The organism is Streptomyces sp. NBC_01260 (assembly GCF_036226405.1).
Lineage (GTDB): Bacteria > Actinomycetota > Actinomycetes > Streptomycetales > Streptomycetaceae > Streptomyces > Streptomyces laculatispora.
Window position 1 is genome coordinate 8700015 of record NZ_CP108464.1, and the last position, 16728, is coordinate 8716742.

Sequence of the window (16728 nt, forward strand, 5' to 3'; positions counted from 1 at the left end):
CAGCGCCCCGGGGGACAGCCGACAGAGGGTCCGGCTCGGGTGCCGGAGTGCCGGCACGTCGCGTCGGTTCGCTTCACGCCATCCGTGTCCGTCGTCGACCGCCTCGCTTCAACGGCACCGTTGCCGCTACGGAATCGCGGGACGTCGCAACAACTCTCGCCCTCTTCTGAGCGAAGGTCCTGTCGGAGGCGTTCAAGTCCGGCATGCTGCGTCTCGTTTCCGACACAGGACTCCACCTGAACTGCTCGTCGGCTCCGTCCTTCGAAGCGTGGCGGGTCAAGGACGCGGCAGGATGGCGCTTCGTGTCGCTTCCTGTAGGCGACCTTGCCGTCTGGACCCGCTGAGGAGCGAGCGAGTCCTAGCCTCGACACCGATGCGGCAGGCGCGAGACTCGCAGCCTGTAAAGCCTCACGGACCGTCAGGGCCCCGCCAGCGCCGAGGACATCGCCCGCGCTGGTACGCCGGGTCACCATCGTCTGGAGGGCGAGCAGCGGCTCAAGGGGAACCCGACGGGTGGTCGGACGAGCCCGCGACGAAGACTTGGGCGTCCAGAAAGGAGCGGTGGTCACTGACCCGTGCGGCGCGCGCGTCACCGTGGTAGCGGCGCAGTTTGGAGCCCCCCCGTGGACGAATGCGCCGAACGGCACCGGGGTGACCTCGGCGGCGCGGATCCGCTGGACCAGCTTCTCGTCGATGGGGGAGCGGTGCTCGATGCGGTGGTTGATCCGCTGCTCGGGGTGGCCGGCGCGGGCCGCCTCGATGGCGTCGAGGACCCGGGTGTCGGCCTCGCCGTCCAGGGTGGTGACGCGGCGGGCCCAGACGATGCGAACAGGCGAGGGAGGGGCGACGGGGTGTGCTGCCTGTTGGTCGCCGTGGTCATACGTGCGGTTTCCTTCTTGTTCCTCGTTCCGTGCGGTCGGACACGTCTACGAGGGCGGTGGCCGGACAGGAACGAGGGGGCGGTGCGGTGGTGTGGCGACGACCGGCGGACGGCCGCTCGTGACGATGCGTCTTCGGGAAGGGACTGCAAAGGTGAGCACACGGGTGTCGGGGCCGATGAACGGTGCGCGCTGCTGGCCGCCGAGCGAGTCTCGACAACTCTTCCGAGACGCGTGGCCGTCAGGACAGGACCTCGTGATCGCCACCGGATGAGAGTGGGGAGTTCAACGTGGCCAGGTAGTCATCAAGGAGCTCGGCCTGGCGGTGGGGTGGGAACGCCGGGGGGTCGAATAGCGCCTGTACCACCAGACCGAGCACGAAGGACTGGGCGCCGGCCGCGATGCGGGCCGGGTCGCCATCGGGCAGTTCGCCGAGCTGTTGGGCTGCGGCGACCAGGTCGCGCAGCTTTTCGCGGCTCTGCGCGTACTTGCGGGCGTAATCGCCGCTCAACTCGGGGTTGGCGAGCGCGGCATCCCAGGAGGACACCCAGATCCGGTTGCTGTCGGTGGCCTCGTCGGTCAGCGGCAGGATGTCCAGTAGCGCGGCCCTCACGGCGGACAGGCCTTTGTCGGCGGCGCGCCGGGGGCGGGAGGCACTTCGCCGTTCGAGCAGGTCGAGGGCGTACGCAACCAGGTCGCGTTTGGCGGGGAAGTAGTGGGTGAGCAGGCCGGTGGTGGCATCGAGCTCGGCGGCGACGGCTCGCATGGTCAATCCACCGAAGCCGTGAGCGACCAACACCCGCCAGACCGCCTCGGAGACGTCGCGTCGGCGAGCCTCGTGGTTCCCCTTGGTGCGTGGCATGCTGCTACGGTACATAGACGTAACGCTTGTTATGTGAATGGGGTTATCGTGTTTTCCCTTTCTTTGCGGGACAACGCCTGCCTCCGCCCGCTGGAGATATGGCATGCCGAGGAGTTCGCCGCCCACCTGGACCGGGCTCGCGAGCACATCCGGCCATGGGTCGGGCCGGGGTTCGTCACCGTCGACCTCGAGGGGGCGCGGGCCACACTGCGCCGGTACGCCGAGCGTCAGGCCGCGGACGGCGGCCGCCTCTTCGGTATCTGGCTCGACGGAACACTGGTCGGCGGCGTGATGTTCGTGGAGTTCGACGCCGGCTTCGGTTCCTGCGAGATCGGCTGCTGGCTGGAGCCGGCCGTCGAGGGTCATGGCCTGGTCACAGAGGCGTGCCGCGCGCTGCTGGAGTGGGCGTTCGCCTCCCGGGGGCTGCATCGCGCCGAGTGGAACTGCCGAGCCGACAACGAGCGCAGCTCCGCGGTGGCCCAGCGGCTCGGTATGACGCTCGAAGGCGTACGGCGCGAGTACTGGCCCTACGGCGGCACCCGCCACGACAAGCAGATGTGGGCGATCCTCGCCCCCGAATGGCGAAACCATCACCAGTGACCGGAATCTCCGCCACGCACCCACGGCGGTGGCTGTGGGCCAACGCGGTGGGTGCTCACTCACGTGCAGCGGACTACGGAAGCCGTGGTCCAACATCTGACTGCGGCCGGTGAGCGGGGCGGGTCCGACACCGCGCGGGCAGTGTGGGTGTGAACTGGGTGCGGACCTCGTCATGGTGGCAGATCAGCCGTGTCACAACACTTGGTCGAGTGGTTCCCGAACGTTTCGGATTTTGTAGCGACTCTGAAGCCAGGCATGATCGCCTCGGCGGATGGGAGAACACAGGTCCGATGCCTGCACCGGCCGCACACGGCTGGACGGACGATCAGGTGTGGACCGTCGCCCGGGTACGCACACTGATCGGGCGGAAGTTCCACATCTCCTACAGCTTCTCCGGCGTCACCCGGCTGCTGCACCGGATGGGCTACAGCCTGCAGATGCCCGCCCGGCCTGCCGCCGAACGCGACGAAGACGCGATTACTGCATGGCGGAAGGCGACCTGGCAGGAGGTAAAAACCTTCGGACGGCGACCGGCGCGTTCATCTGCTTCGAGGATGAATAGGGCGTAACCGGTCGGCCGCCCAAGGGCCGCACCTGGGGCCGGCGCGGGATCACCCCGACGGTGCATGTGCCCGGGTGCAGCCGTGGCCGCCTCTCGGCGGCCGGGCTGCTGTGCATCAGGCCGGGCCTGCCCACCCGCCTGTGCCGACACGCCGGCCGCAAGGGCGCGTGCCGCTCGCTGAGCGAGACGGACTACATCCGCCTGCTCGACGGCGCCCACCGAGACTGCGCCAGGTCCAGTACCAGCCCGACCTTATTGACGGATGCCTTGCCGGCACTGGACTCACCCTGACAACACCACGCCTACGAGCTCAGTGACCGCCGACCTCGATCACGTAGTCGCGCCGCGCTGTCGGCTGACCGGAGCTCTGGTACGCCGTGACCGTGAACGGCGCCGCTCCCGTCCTGACCGGTGTCCCCACGATTCCGCCGGTGTCCGCATTGAGCACGAGGCCCGCGGGCAAGGTCCCCGAGGTCACCGCGTAGCGCGTGGTCGCCGGCGTGTTGGTCTTCACGGTCGCCTCGTACAGGGCTCCCTTGGCTGCCGCGGGCAGCGGCCCGGCGTCGAGCTCCGGGGTCGGGGCGACGACGGCCTGGGGGGCGCCAACCGGCTTGCCGTCGGCGTCCAGCTCCTGCAGGGACCAGCGCTTGCCCGGCTCGACCGCGCTCAGGTGCCAGTTCGTCTTCAGGTCGCGGAACCGCGCCTGCTGCTCCGCGGTGAACGCGCCCAGGTTGCGTGCCGTCTCCCACTGCTGAATGGCGTCGAGCAGCCGCGTGGTGTTCTCGCCGCCCGATTCGAGGCGGGAGACCGAGCTCTGGAAACCCGTCCCGGCGTTCAGGCCTGCGCCTCGGGCCAGCTTCCACTCCATGGTGAGCAGACTGTCCGAGCCGTTGAGGCTGATCCAGCCGAGCATGCCGGGGAGGTAGTTCGCCTGGAGGTACTTGTTGTTGGCGAACACCTGCTCCATCGAGGTGCTGCCGACCTCACCCCAGCTGGCCCGGGTCAGCGCGTCCCAGGTGTTCGAGGTCATCCGGCTGGTCTCGGAGATGAATCCGTCCTTGGCATCGATGCGCCGGAACGTCTTGTTCACCAGGTGCGCCATGCCGTAGGCGCCCCAGCCGGACTCCGATGCCGACTCCAGGCCGTCCCACGACATACCGGTGATGCCGGTGGTGTTCCAGGCGGTGGTCAGCCGGTCGCTGATCTCGTCGAGGACGGCATGGCCGCCGATCGCGCCGCCGTAGCTGTTGGCCATGACCCGGGCGGTGTGGTCGCCCTCAGGGTGTGCGACCGCGACCGATCCCCATCGCGCACGCTGCACGCCGGTCAGCTTCCACTCCTTCCCCACCTGCTCGGCCGCTCCGTAGCTGACGAACTCGTCCCCGATGCGCAGGAGGCTGTAGCTGGGTCCCGCGGCGAGCAGCGCGCCGTCGTCCAGGTACACGGTGGTGTCGTCCGCCGTCAGTGGACGGGTGAGCGAGGCGGTGCCTCCCATCGCGAGCCGGTCGTCGGCGGGCGGCTTGAGGTAGGCGTCCCGCGGGAACCAGGCCCAGTCGTAGGGCTCGTCGCCGGTGCTGATGAAGTCCGACAGAGTGTGTACGCCGAGCTGTACACCGTTCGCCCGGGCGCTGTCCACGGCCGCCGCGGCCCCGGCGTCGCTGCCGCCCAGACTGGAGTCGAACTGGTAGTGGCCGCTGGACTTCCATGGGCCGTAGCTGCTGGTGAGTGAGTAGATGCGGTTCATGCCGGCCGCCTTGGCGAACCGGGCCGCCGCCGGAATGTTGCCGGTCTCCAGGTCGCCGAGCACCAGCCATGACTGGCTGCTCGCCTGGGAGGCCTTCTGCCACTGCCCGTTCAGCTTCGGGTAGGGCAGCTTCTCACCCTTTGCGATGTTGGACAGGATCGTCGGCGTCGCCTCGGGCGAGGCTCCGAAGAGTGCGATCTTGGAACCGGCGATCCTGCCGTCGCGGCCGGGCAGCGGTCCGACCGGGATCGGATAGCCGCGTACCTTGCGGTGGCGTTCCTTGGTGTAGTCGAAGGTGAAGGCGCGCAGTACGGAACCCCAGGGGGTCACGCCTGCCGCGCTCCATTCCTCCAGGGAGCCCACGCTCACATGGTCCGGATCGTGGTTGACCTCGCTCTCCCAGCCCATGTCCTGGTCCTCCTGCGGCCAGGCGCCCTCGGTACGGTCGGTCAGCGGTCGGAGCCCGATGGCGAAATCGTCGTCGCGGACCACGCCCACCGATGTACCGACCGTCTGGGAGATCGATGTGGCCAGTGGACCCCAGAGCAGGGTCTGCACATCGACGCCCTTCGGCACGTCGACGGCGACCGCTTCGAACGTGGTGTAGCCGCCGCGACTGCTGACCAGTTTCACCTGGATCTTCCAGTGCGCGGCCTTGTTCCGGAACGTGAGCATCTGGCCACCGGGTCCGGAACGGTCAACCGTGGTCGGCCTCTGCTGCTTGCCGTCGACGACCAGACTGACCAGGGACGCCGCATGACCGGGCGCGAGGTGGTCGACCCCGGTCCTGACGTCCTCCAGACCCACGACCGTCCCTGTCCTGTCGAGCTCCAGCTCCAGATAGCCGGCCTGGATCTCGATCGACGGAGTCGCTCCGCCAGGTCGTGCTTGCGCCGGCTGTGCGCCGACCGCGGGCAGAATGCCGACGGTCAGCACCGCGAACGCCAGGGCACCGGCCGTCCGCCGACGCTGTTCGGGCCTCCTCCGGGAAGGCTGGGATCCGACTATGAGTTCTGAGAACCGCACGATATTACTCCTGTCACCTCTCGACGAAAACTGCTGCACCGGCCGCTCGTGCCGGTCAACCCTTCGTGGCACCCCCTGTCAGACCACGGACGAACTGCTTCTGGAAGGCGAGATAGAAGGCCAGGACGGGCAGTGTGGCCAACAGCATGAAGGCGAACACCGCCCCGAAGTCCTGCTGGTAGGGGCCGATGGAGCGGAAGATCCCGACCGTCACGGTGTTGCCGGCTCCGGGGCCCAGGACGAGCAGTGGAGTCAGGAAGTCGTTCCAGACCCATACCCCGAGGAAGATCAGCACGCTGGCCGACGCGGGCCGCAGCAGCGGGAAGACGACCTGCCAGAAGATTCGGAAGCGGCCGGCGCCGTCGACCGCCGCGGCCTCTTCGAGTTCGCGCGGGATCGAGCGGATGAAGCCCATGAAGACGAACACGGCGAATGGCAGGTAGTACCCGACGTCGACCAGCACGGCGCCCGGCATCGAGTGCAACAGGCCGATGGCGTCGAGGATCCGCGTGATCGGAAGCATGATCACCGCGGGCGGGATCATCAGGCCGGACAGCATGACGCCGAGGACGGCACGGCTCCACCAGCGGCCCGACCGCACGAGATGGTACGCGGACATCGCGGCCAGCACGGTGGTGATGAGGATAGACGCCGCGGTCAGGGTGACGGAGTTGACGAGGCCGTACCAGAACAGCCCGTCCGGCCGGCTCAGTACGTGTTCGAGGTTGTCGAGGGTCGGCGGAAGCGGGAGCGCCAACGGCGAGGTCACGACCTCGGAGCTGGGCTTGAAGACGTTGACCAGCGCCACGTAGAGCGGCATGCAGAAGACGGCCGCCACGCCGGTGGCCAACAGCGGCCGCATCCACGGCATTCGGGAGTTCACAGATTCACCTCTCGTCGTTGCAGGAGCCTGAGCACGGTCACGCTCGCGACCGAGACGACGACGAGCATGATCCCGGCCATCGCGGACGCCACTCCCGGACGTTGCTCGGAGAAGGCGGTGCGGATCACCGCGAAGGCCACGGTGGCCGTGCCGTCGGTGCCGGGGCCACCGTTGGTGAGCACGGCGATCTGGTCGTAGACCTTGAACGAGCTGATCATCAGCATCACGGTGTTGATCGTCAGCGCGGGCGCGAGCAGCGGCCAGGTGATCGCGCGGAACTGTTGCCAGGGGCCGGCGCCGTCGAGGCTCGCCGCCTCGTCGAGCTCGGCGGGGATCCCCGCGAGCCCAGCGAGGTAGACCACCACGGCGAAGCCGAGCAGCTGCCAGACCATGATCCCGGAGACGGAGTAGATCGCGTACGACGGATCCGTGAGCCAGCCCGGCGGGTGCTCGACCCCCAGCGAGACGAGCGCGCTGTTCAGCAGGCCGTCGTCCGCCAGGATCGAGCGTCCGATCACCGACACCACCACAGCGGAGAGGATCACCGGGGTGAAGTAGACGCTGCGGAGCAGGCTGTAGAGCCGGCCCGGCCGGCGCAGCAGCAGGGCGATCGCGAGACCGAGCAGGTTCGTCAGCAGCACCACGATCACCGTGATCACCACGGTGTTCCACAGGGAGTGCCGGAACTCCTCGTTCCCGAGGAGGAATCCGTAGTTGTCCAGGCCTACGAACGAGGTGTCCGGGCGCGTGGCGCGCTCATCGGTCATCCCGGTGTAGAGGGTCCACAGGATGGGCGCCAGGACCATCGCGGTGAAGATCGTGAGGGTCGGCAGGACGAAGACGGCGCCGGTTCCCGCCGACGACCACGTCCAGGTGCGGCGCCGGTGCGGCCCGCCCGCGCGCTCGGACGGGGCCGAAGTGGCCGGCGGCCGGTCGGGTCGTGACTTCCCTCCGGCGGCGTCGGTCCTCGTCCGGGCGGGCGAGGGGCGCGTCACTTCGAGAGCTCCTTGAACTTCGTGTTCAGCGTCGCGACGAACTTGTCCACGTCCGCACGGCCGTTGAGGAGATCATTCAGTGCCGCGTCGACCTTGGGTATGAAGCCCGACGGCAGGGCCGGGACACCGCTCTCGTTTCCGAAGCTCGGCGTCACGGTTCCACCGGCCTGGGCCTTCTCGTAGAGATCGAGGGTGGTGTTGTACAGCGGCGGCAGGCCGGCCGGCGGCTTGTAGCCCTTGAGCGCGACGAACAGGCCGTCGTAACGTGCCCCGCCGTCGGCGTTCAGCTTCGAGAACTCGATGGCCCACTGCTTGGCCTTCGCGACGTCAGGGGACTTGGCGCTCACCGACAGTCCACCGCCGGTGTACACGGGCAGGACGAGCGAGCCGTCCTGCGTGGGCATGGGGAAGGCGCCGAACTCCTTCTGCTGCGCCTTGTCCGGGGACGCCGGGAACCACGAGCCCATCGGGTACATGGCGCCCTTGCCCTTGAGGAAGGCTTCCTGCGCCTGTGCGTAGGTGGCCGACAGGTTGTCGACGTTCTCCTTGCCCGCCAGTGCCTTCATCTTGGTCGCCGCGTTGACGAACAGCGGGTCGCTGAAGTCGGTCTTTCCCGCGGTCAGTTTGTCGAGCCACTTCGGGTCCTTGGCGTAGACCTCGTCGGCCACCAGCTGGGCGAAGGTCCAGCGCGGGCCGAGGCCGTCCGGTGCACCGCCGCCGATGACGAACGGCTTGATCTGCGCCGCCTTCAGCTTGTCGACCGCGGCGAGCAGGTCGTCCCACTTCTTCGGAGGAGTGGTGATGCCCGCCTTCTCGAAAGCCGCCTTGCGGTAGTAGATCTGCCAGGTCTGCGAGTTGGTGGGCAGCTGGTAGATCTTGCCGTTGAAGCTGTTCGCGGTCGGGCTGGTCCAGTCCGCCAGTTCCTTCTCGCCGAACTGGGCGAGCTTGCCGCCCTCCGCCAGTCCGGCGGGGTCGATCGCGACCATGATGTCGGGCAGTGCGCCGGTCGAGTCGAGCTGGCGCGTGTACTCGTTGCGCTGTTCGGCGCTCGGCGCGACGATCTTCTTGATCTTCACCCCCGGCACCTTGGCGCTGGTCCGGGCGATGATGTCGTCCCAGTAGGAGGCGGTGAGGTTGGGGGTCTCGAAGGTGAGCAGGCTCAACGTCACGTCATCGACCGAACCGCTCCCACCTCCGTTCCCGCCACCGACGGCACAGCCGGTCAGCGCGACCAGGCTCAACGAAACCGCTACCGCACCCCAGTTGGCCCGCTTGCTCATGAGGCCCTCCTTGCTGGTCGAACCCACCGGGGGATGTCGCTCGGCCAGAATTTAGATAAGTAAGTTTCTTGGCAATATTGCTGTTGCGGCGTCAATTTAGATACTGTGCCGCCGTGAGTCAAGACATCGGTGAAACCCGGGGCAGCAAGGCACCCGCAGGCCGTGCGGGCGATGCCCACCTCCTGCGCAGGCTCAATCTCTCGGCCACGGTGCGGGCCTTTCTCGACGCCGCGTCACTGACGGTCAGCGACGTGCGTTCGATCGTCGGAGTCTCCCGCCCCACCGCCGAGGACCTGGTGGCGACGCTGGTGGACGAGGGCTTCGTCCGTGAGGCGCTCGACCGTCCGAACGGCGAGCGGTCGGCAGGACGGCCTGCCCGGCGCTACGAGGTCGTGGCCGAGGACTTCGCCGTCGTCGGCGTCGACATCGGCGCCCACAAGGTGGCCGTGGTCGTCTGCGACCTGCGCGGAAACGTCCTGGCGGTGCGCAGACGCAGCGTCGACTCCCGCATCGGGCCGGCCGGGCGCATCGGGGCGGCGGCGCGACTGGCCGAGGCGACCCTCCGGCAGATCGGGACGAACAGGGAACACGTCCGCTCGGTGGCCTGCGGCATCACCGGTGTGGGGGCCAACGACTCGGAGGTCATGGACATCCGCACCGTTCCCGCGGGCCATGACCTGGACGTCTACTCACTCCCGGGTTTCGACCGGATCGACGTCGTGTCGGAGGTGTCGGAACGCTTCAAGCGCGACGTGCTGGTCTCCAACGACATCCACCTCGCGGCGGTGGCCGAGCAGTGGCGGGGCGGCGCCGGGGCACGCGACCTCGTCTACATGCACGCCGGCCGCCGCCTCGGGGCCGCGATCGTCATCAACGGGCAGATCCACAACGGGCGGCACGGCCTGGCGGCGTCCGTCGGTTCGATGAAAATCCTGGGGTGGGCCGAGGCGATGGCGCAGCTCGACCGCGAGAGCCGCAGGCTTGCGGGCTCGGCCGCCGAGGAGTCCACCAGCGGCAACGTCCGGGCGCTCTTCGAAGCGGCCGCGAACGGCGACCGCACCGCGGTGAGGACCGTCGACCGCGTCGCCGAGGCCCTCGCCCTGGGTGCCTCCGTCCTGGTCCACGCCGTCGACCCCGATCTCGTCGTGCTCGGCGGCGGCCTGTCCCGCGCGGGGGACGTGCTTGCCGGTCCCTTCGAGCGGCACCTGGCCGCGACCTCCCTCAACCGGACGGGATTCCGCGTGTCCCTGCTCGGCGACGAGTCCGTCGCCCTCGGCGCCGCCCGGCTGGCGCTCGACGATCTCAAGGAGCGCCTGCTCGCCGTGCAGGCCTGATCCACCCCCCACCCCCTCTCATCGCACCAAGGAGTCACCGAATGATCGAGCCCGGACGCGTTGCCGTGCCCGTGCCCACCAACCCCGTGTCCCTCTCCGGACTCGGCGGCACCGAGACCACGACGATGGTCCTGCTGCCGAGGGCGGACGGCTTGCCCGACATCGGGTGGGTGGGGCCGTCCCTGGCGGCGACGGACGTCCGGTCGCTGACGATCCCGGCCTCGATCGAGACCACGGCCTGGAACTCCTGGCTGATCGGCTCACCGGTCAGCGTGCTCCCGGAGCACGCGCGCGGCTACCTCGGACGGCCCGCGCTGCTCGGCCACCGGGTCGGCCCCGACGGCCCCGGGAGCGACTGGTCCACCGCGTTCGGCCCCGGCTCGGTGCGGTGTGACGACGACTCACTCGCGGTCCGGGCCACCGACAGGGCAGCGGGACTCGAACTGTGCTTCGAGGCCGAAGCCGTCCCGGGCGGAGGGCTCCGCCTCCGGCACCTGTTGACCAACGTCGGCGCCGGCCCCTACGTGGTCGACGCGCTCGACGTGGTCGTCCCCGTTCCGACCGGCGCGGGCGAGATCCTCGACTTCACCGGGCGATGGGCCCGCGAGCGGCAACCCCAGCGCCGTGCCCTCGCGGACGGGCAGTGGGTCAGGGAGCACCGCCGCGGCATGCGCGTCCTCGACGGCACCGGCCTGGTCGTGGTCGGTAACCCCGGCTTCGGATACGGCCAGGGTGAGGTGCTCGGTGTCCACCTCGCCTGGAGTGGCAACCACCGGTACGCAGTCGAGCAGCTCAGCTCCGGCACCGCCGTCGTCCGGGCCGGCGAGTTGCTGCACCCGGGCGAGATGGTCCTCGCCGAGGGCGAGACGTACGCGATGCCCTGGGTGCACGTGGCCGCGTCCGCGCGCGGCCTCGACGGACTGGCGGACGCGACCCACCAGTACGTCCGGTCGCTCGCGGCCCATCCGTCCCGGCCCGCACCCGTCATGTTCAACCCGTGGGAGGCGGTCTACCTCGACCACGACCTCGACACGCTGACCGCGCTGGTCGACATATCGGCCGAGCTGGGTGCCGAGCGTTTCGTGCTCGACGACGGGTGGTTCGCGGGCCGCACCTCCCTTGACGACGGCCTGGGCGACTGGACCCCGGACCCGGCGGTGTGGCCGCACGGGCTGGCACCGCTGGTGGACCGGGTGCACGAGAAGGGGATGGAGTTCGGGCTCTGGTGGGAGCCGGAGGCCGTCAACCCGAACTCCGCGGTCCACCGCGATCATCCCGATTGGATTCTGCGCACGGGCGACCGGTCGCCCGTGCTGGAACGCAACTGCTACCTGCTCGATCTCGGCCGGGAGGACGTGCGAACCCACCTGCTCGACGCCTTCGGCCGTCTGGTGGCGGCGCACCGGATCGACTTCGTCAAGTGGGACCACAACCGCGACCAGGTCGACGGAGGTGACTCGCGCGGCACCGGTCGGCCCGCTTCACGGCGGCAGACCCTCGCCTTCCGCGAGCTCCTCGATGAGCTGGCCCGCCGCCATCCCGGCATCTCGTGGGAGAGCTGCGCCTCGGGAGGCGGCAGGATCGACCTGGACGTGCTCGAGCGGGTCCAGAGCACCTGGGCCTCCGACGTCACCGATCCGCTGTCCCGCCAGCCGATCCAGCACTGGAGCGCCCAGCTCGCCCCGCTGGAGTACCTCGGCGCTCACGTCACCGCACCGGTCTCCCACCAGACCGGCCGGACCAGCGTCCTGGACCTCCGCGCGGCCACGGCCTTCTTCGGCCAGTTCGGCATCCAGTGGGACCTCACGAAGGTGCCGGCCCACGAGCTGGACCGTCTCGCGTCCTGGATCGGCCTTTACAAGCGGCACCGCGCGCTCCTGCACACGGGGCGGCTGACGCGTGTCGCACTGCCCGACGGTCTGCTCGCGCATGGAGTGGTCGCCCGGGACCGGTCGGAGGCGCTCTTCTCCTATGCCCAGCTGGATGAGATCGTGCCGGTGCCGCCTCGGCTCCGCATCCCTGGACTCGACCCGGACCGGACCTACCGCGCCTCGCTCATCACGCCGGCCGCCCCGTCGGTCACCTGGGAGGTCACGGGCGTCCAGGCCTCCGGTGCGGCGCTGGGAGCACTGGGGCTGCCAGGTCCTGCGCGGGCACCTCAGAGCGCGGCGCTTGTCCACCTGCGCGCCGTCTGATCCGGCGGATGGCCTCGTCACGCAGCTTGAGCGCGACTTCGTCGAAGTCGGACTCGAAGGTGGGGCGCTTGATGTCGCCGATGGGCGCCGTCAAGTTGTTGAGTACGTCGGTGCCTGACGGCGCGGGGCAGGGTCTGTCAAAAGAACGGCTCTGTCTCACATCCGGTGGTGACAGATCGTGAGTATTGGGTATCTCTACCTTGCACAGAGTGCGGCCGGTGCTCTGACCTCGATGCTTTGAAGCGGATGGCAGCGCATCGGGGGCGCTGAGCCTGTCGCGCCGGACTCTTACGGACAGACGCCGGGCCGATCGGTTGGCCCAAGAGAACGACCGCTGTGGTGCACGGACCTGCGGATTCGTGATCGACGGCCTATTCGTCGCCGCCGTGACTTTCCGTCACCACCGGATGTGAGCCAGAGCCGAACGTTTTACAGTCCCGCAACTGGCGGCGATGTTTGGCGTGTTGTTCCCGCAACTGGACGAGCGGCAGCAGCGTCTGCTGATGGGAGCCAAGGCCTGTGGCCTGGGGGACGGTGGGATCCGGGCCGTCGCTCGGGCGGCCGAGGTCAGCGAGACGACGGTCCGTAAGGGGGTGGATGAGCTGGGGGCCGGCGAGGGGCCCTTGGGGCGGGTCGGCAGGCATGGAGGTGGACGGAAGAAGGCCGCCGACCTGGACGCGGGGCTGCGGCCCGCGCTGCTCGCCCTGGTCGAGCAGCGCGGGCGGAGACCCGATGTCGCCGCTGCGCTGGACGACCGAGTCGACCCGGAACCTGGTCGGCGAGCTGACCCTCCGGGGACACAGGGGCAGTGCCGACACGGTCGGTGACCTGCTGCGGGAAGAGGGCTTCAGCCTGCAGGGCAACGCCAAGACCATCGAGGGCAAGCAGCACCCGGACCGGGACGCCCGGTTCCGCTACATCAACGAGCAAGCCAAGGACCACATCGGCGCGGGGACCCGGTGATCAGCGTGGACAGCAAGATGCAGGAACTGGTCGGTTCAGGAACGCGGGGCGTGAAGGGCAACCCTCGGGCGATCCCGTCAAGGTCAGGACGCATGACTTCCTGGACCGGCAGAGGCTGGGCAAGGCGATCCCGTACGGGATCCACGACATTGCCGCGAACTCCGGCTGGGTCGGTGTCGGCACCGACCACGACACCGCCGCCTTCGCGGACGCCTCGATCCGCCACTGGTGGCACGGGGCCGGACGCGGCCACTCGCGTCCCCCAGCCTTCGTGTGTCGACACGAGCTGTCACGGCCCATGCGTGGTCACCGACTCCGAGCGAGTCGTGGAGAGTAGGCGTGCCCCGAGAGGCTGACCGGATCCCCGGTCACCACCGCGGCTTCGTCGGGTTGAAGTCCGGGTGGAACCGGCGCATGTAACCCGTGTCGTCGCGTCCGGTGATGCCCTGCCGAAGGTAGTTCTCATGCAGCCGGGCAAGCGCGTCCCGGTCCAGCCGCACGCCGAGCCCCGGCGACATCGGCACTGGCACGGCGCCGTCGACGAAGGTCAGCGGGCGCTCCACCACGTCGACACCCAGCTGCCAGGGCGTATGGGTGTCGGCGGCGTAGGACAGCTGCGGCAGTGCCGCGCCGAGGTGGGTCATCGCGGCAAGGCTGATGCCGAGATGGCTGTTGGAGTGCATCGACAGGCCAAGGCCCCAGGTCTCGCAGATGCCCGCCAGGCGCACAGACTGCCGCAGTCCGCCCCAGTAGTGGTGATCGGACAGGATGACCTGAACGGAGCCGCGATCGACGGCCTCGGGAATGTGGTCGAAGGAGACCACGCACATGTTGGTCGCCAGCGGCATCCCGGCGGTCTCGGCGACGGCGGCCATGCCGGCCAGGCCCTCGGTGGGATCTTCGAGATATTCCAGCAGGCCCTGAGTCTCGGCGGCGACCCGGCGGGAGGTCTCGACGCTCCACGCGGCGTTGGGATCGATGCGCAGCGGCAGCGTGGGGAACTCCTCACGCAGCGCGCGAATGGCGTCGAGTTCCACGTCGGGAGGGAAGACACCGCCCTTCAACTTGATCGACTGGAAGCCGTACTTCTGCACCATCGTCCGGGCCTGGGCCACGATCCCGGCAGGGTCGAGCGCGGCGCCGAAGAGGTCCGGGGCATCGCCGGGATGCTGCGCCCACTTGTAGAACAGGTACGCCGAGAAGGGCACGGCGTCGCGTACCCGGCCGCCGAGGAGATCGTGGACCGGACGGCCGATCGCCTGGCCCTGTACGTCGAGGCAGGCGACCTCGAATGCGGAGAAGACCCGCAGCGACACCTTCTCCGGGCCCATGCCGCCGGACGGACCGAGTTTCTCCGACGGCGCGTCAACGGTGCCGAGCAGCCCGTCCACCACGGACTTGATGTATTCGGTCCGGAACGGGTCCAGCCCGATCAGCAGCGGTGCCACCGTACGCAGCACCGCCAGGTGCGAGGCGTCGCCGTAGGTCTCGCCGAGCCCGACGAGTCCGTCGCCGCAGTCGACTTCGATGATCGCGCGCAACGCCCACGGCTCGTGGCAGCCCACGGCGTTGAGCAACGGCGGGTCAGGGAACGCGATGGGCGTGATGCGGATGTCGACGATCGTGGGGGGCCCTGACGGGCTCTGTGGCTCCATGGGGCCCTTCCTCGTACGAGAACCAGTCGTCATGCGCGGGACTCCTCCAGTCGACGGAGCGCCGTGCGTCCGCGGTCCACGATGGACGCGCGTTGTGCGACGTGCTCCGGTGTGGCCTTCACCAGCGGCGGGCGGACGGGGCCGACGGCCAGACCGGCCACCTGCGCACCGGCCTTGACCAGCGAAACGGCGTAGCCGGGCACGCGGTCGCGCAGCGCGGCGAACGGCGGGTAGAACTCCGTCAGCAGTGTTCGCTGCGCCTCCTCCCCCTCCTCGTCGTCGTCGCGCACAGCCCGGTGGAACGCGGTGGCGATGTCGGGGGCAAAGCAGTGCACCGCCGAGGAGTAGCTCTCTACGCCGATCGCCGCGTAAGCCCGTGCGCTGAGCTCCGCAGTCGGCAGGCCGTTGAGGAATCCGAACTCGGCGGCGCGGGGGTGTCCGCTGGTACGTACGGCGGTGACCAGGCGCAGCATCACGTCGACGTCGCCGCGGCCGTCCTTGATGCCCACTACGTTCGGGATGTCGAGCAGCTCCACCGCGGCTGCCGGATCGAAGACCGCGTCGGCCCGCTGGTAGGGCAGTCCCGAGAGCCGCGTTGTTCGTTCATCGCATTTCACGGTATTCATGGATGAATCTCCACTTCAAGAGTTACCTCGGCCGAGGCGGTACTCGGCCGACTGTTACGAGCAGATGGCTGTTATGAACGGATGGCTGTCACAAGGTCTGCCCCAGCGGGATGGCGCACCAGTCGCCCCCGAGCCGGGGTGTGATCGAGTCGGCAGGGTCCGGCAGGCCGCACTCTCCGATCACCTCGGGTGCGAACTGCTCGGCGTCGTCGAGCGGGTGGTAGCCGATCGCCTCGCCTTCGGCCAGGCTCACCCAGCCCCGGGTGTTGCGGCTGACTCCCCAGACGATCCGGAAGCCGGGTTCGCGGCAGCTCAGACAGGCTTCGACGAGGCGGTGCCCGTCGGCCGGTGACAGCCAGGTGGACAGCCCGCGCATCCCGTTCGGCGTCGGGAACCAGCTTCCGATGCGCAGACAGATGATGTCCATGCCGAAGCGGTCGTGGTACAGGCGCCCGGCGGACTCGATCGCGGCCTTGCTCCAGCCGTAGAGGGTGTCCGGGCGGGCCGGTGCGTCTGCGGCGACCGGAGTGCCGCCGTACTGGTGGAAGCCGACGGCATGTGCCGAGGAGGCGAGGACGACCCGGGGCACGCCGGCCAGCCGGGCCGCCTCCAGGAGGTTCAGTGTGCCGCGCACGTTGCGGTCCAGTACGTCGTCCAGGGTGGACTCGACGCTCTGGCCGCCGAGATGGACGATCGCGCTGACGCCCCGGCATGCCTCCAGCAGCGCCTCGGTGTCGGTGAGAGAGGCGATCACGGTCTCCTCCGCTCCGCTCCCTTCGACGGCGGCCGGCGTGGTGATGTCGAGAAGCCGCAGCGTGCGGCCCTCCCGCGCCGCCAGCGGCCGCAGTTGCGTGCCCACCCTGCCGGCGGCGCCCGTGAGCAGAATCCGGCCGGTATCGGTGGAGCCGGTGGCGTGCGCGCCTTGCCGGGGCATGCGGAACCTCCAATGTCGTTCGATGCGTGACTGAGCGGCGTCCATGACCGGCAGCGGCCCGGCCTTCCGGTCACGCCCCGGCGCCGGCGATCAGGTGGCCGAGCCGTAGCAGGGCCACCCAAGTCAGCGCCGGGAGAGGGCAGTACCGGTGGCCGCTGGCGAACGCGTCGCCCGCGCCCACCGGTTCGCCG

At 69.2% G+C, this 16728-nt stretch carries 12 protein-coding genes and 2 pseudogenes; 6 read left to right on the top strand and 8 right to left on the bottom strand.

The genetic code is table 11. The features are described 5' to 3' along the window. Window positions 1-179: 179 nt before the first annotated feature. Window positions 180-344 carry a DUF6188 family protein gene (locus OG322_RS41815; protein WP_443066603.1) on the top strand — a complete coding sequence of 55 codons (165 nt, stop codon included), beginning with the start codon at window positions 180-182 and terminating at the stop codon, window positions 342-344. A gap of 775 nt (window positions 345-1119) precedes the next feature. Here OG322_RS41815 and OG322_RS38775 read toward each other — a convergent pair. Then, the gene (locus OG322_RS38775) at window positions 1120-1740 is read right to left on the bottom strand and encodes a TetR/AcrR family transcriptional regulator (RefSeq protein WP_123466479.1); all 621 of its coding nucleotides are present in this window, start codon (window positions 1738-1740) and stop codon (window positions 1120-1122) included. A gap of 48 nt (window positions 1741-1788) precedes the next feature. Between OG322_RS38775 and OG322_RS38780 the strand changes: the two genes are divergently transcribed. Continuing rightward, window positions 1789-2340 carry a GNAT family N-acetyltransferase gene (locus OG322_RS38780; RefSeq protein WP_123465594.1) on the top strand — a complete coding sequence of 184 codons (552 nt, stop codon included), beginning with the start codon at window positions 1789-1791 and terminating at the stop codon, window positions 2338-2340. Window positions 2341-2642: 302 nt separating this feature from the next. Beyond that, window positions 2643-3121 (top strand): annotated as a pseudogene (locus OG322_RS41820) (helix-turn-helix domain-containing protein); the annotation flags it as partial. Between the two features lie 91 nt (window positions 3122-3212). On the opposite strand, the gene OG322_RS38790 reads toward OG322_RS41820, so the two are convergent. The 4 genes from OG322_RS38790 to OG322_RS38805 form a co-directional block, all read right to left on the bottom strand. Next, window positions 3213-5672 carry an Ig domain-containing protein gene (locus tag OG322_RS38790; RefSeq protein WP_329307623.1) on the bottom strand — a complete coding sequence of 820 codons (2460 nt, stop codon included), beginning with the start codon at window positions 5670-5672 and terminating at the stop codon, window positions 3213-3215. A gap of 55 nt (window positions 5673-5727) precedes the next feature. After that, window positions 5728-6555: a carbohydrate ABC transporter permease gene (locus tag OG322_RS38795; RefSeq protein WP_123465598.1), complete on the bottom strand. Its 828-nt coding sequence runs from the start codon at window positions 6553-6555 to the stop codon at window positions 5728-5730. Beyond that, the gene (locus OG322_RS38800; protein WP_393702522.1) at window positions 6552-7361 is read right to left on the bottom strand and encodes a carbohydrate ABC transporter permease; all 810 of its coding nucleotides are present in this window, start codon (window positions 7359-7361) and stop codon (window positions 6552-6554) included. The genes OG322_RS38795 and OG322_RS38800 overlap by 4 nt, the downstream gene beginning before the upstream one ends. Before the next feature lie 185 nt (window positions 7362-7546). Beyond that, the gene (locus OG322_RS38805; protein WP_123465600.1) at window positions 7547-8830 is read right to left on the bottom strand and encodes an ABC transporter substrate-binding protein; all 1284 of its coding nucleotides are present in this window, start codon (window positions 8828-8830) and stop codon (window positions 7547-7549) included. 113 nt (window positions 8831-8943) lie between these two features. On the opposite strand from OG322_RS38805, the gene OG322_RS38810 reads away from it, so the two are divergent. The 3 genes and pseudogenes from OG322_RS38810 to OG322_RS38820 form a co-directional block, all read left to right on the top strand. After that, window positions 8944-10164 (top strand): ROK family protein, encoded by a 1221-nt coding sequence (locus OG322_RS38810; protein WP_241200357.1) that lies wholly within the window; start codon window positions 8944-8946, stop codon window positions 10162-10164. Between the two features lie 41 nt (window positions 10165-10205). After that, window positions 10206-12359, top strand: coding sequence for an alpha-galactosidase (locus OG322_RS38815; protein ID WP_123465602.1), 2154 nt, complete (start codon window positions 10206-10208; stop codon window positions 12357-12359). Between the two features lie 452 nt (window positions 12360-12811). Then, a pseudogene (locus OG322_RS38820) lies at window positions 12812-13569 on the top strand (ISAzo13 family transposase); the annotation flags it as partial. Window positions 13570-13690: 121 nt separating this feature from the next. Here the strand turns inward: OG322_RS38820 and OG322_RS38825 are convergent. The 3 genes from OG322_RS38825 to OG322_RS38835 all read right to left on the bottom strand — a co-directional run bounded on the left by OG322_RS38825 (window position 13691) and on the right by OG322_RS38835 (window position 16537). Beyond that, window positions 13691-14977: a glucarate dehydratase family protein gene (locus tag OG322_RS38825; RefSeq protein WP_123465605.1), complete on the bottom strand. Its 1287-nt coding sequence runs from the start codon at window positions 14975-14977 to the stop codon at window positions 13691-13693. A gap of 29 nt (window positions 14978-15006) precedes the next feature. Further along, the gene (locus tag OG322_RS38830; RefSeq protein ID WP_329307625.1) at window positions 15007-15603 is read right to left on the bottom strand and encodes a dihydrodipicolinate synthase family protein; all 597 of its coding nucleotides are present in this window, start codon (window positions 15601-15603) and stop codon (window positions 15007-15009) included. A gap of 88 nt (window positions 15604-15691) precedes the next feature. Continuing rightward, entirely contained in the window at window positions 15692-16537 is an 846-nt protein-coding gene (locus OG322_RS38835; RefSeq protein WP_329307626.1) for an NAD-dependent epimerase/dehydratase family protein, read from the bottom strand. Between the last annotated feature and the right edge of the window lie 191 nt (window positions 16538-16728).

Excerpts from the sequence above, each read along its gene's own strand:
- OG322_RS38775 (WP_123466479.1), bottom strand. The coding sequence starts at position 1,740 with ATGCCACGCACCAAGGGGAACCACGAGGCTCGCCGACGCGACGTCTCC.
- OG322_RS38830 (WP_329307625.1), bottom strand. The coding sequence starts at position 15,603 with ATGAATACCGTGAAATGCGATGAACGAACAACGCGGCTCTCGGGACTG.
- OG322_RS38835 (WP_329307626.1), bottom strand. The coding sequence starts at position 16,537 with ATGCCCCGGCAAGGCGCGCACGCCACCGGCTCCACCGATACCGGCCGG.
- OG322_RS38800 (WP_393702522.1), bottom strand. The coding sequence starts at position 7,361 with ATGGTCCTGGCGCCCATCCTGTGGACCCTCTACACCGGGATGACCGAT.
- OG322_RS38805 (WP_123465600.1), bottom strand. The coding sequence starts at position 8,830 with ATGAGCAAGCGGGCCAACTGGGGTGCGGTAGCGGTTTCGTTGAGCCTG.
- OG322_RS38825 (WP_123465605.1), bottom strand. The coding sequence starts at position 14,977 with ATGGAGCCACAGAGCCCGTCAGGGCCCCCCACGATCGTCGACATCCGC.
- OG322_RS38815 (WP_123465602.1), top strand. The coding sequence starts at position 10,206 with ATGATCGAGCCCGGACGCGTTGCCGTGCCCGTGCCCACCAACCCCGTG.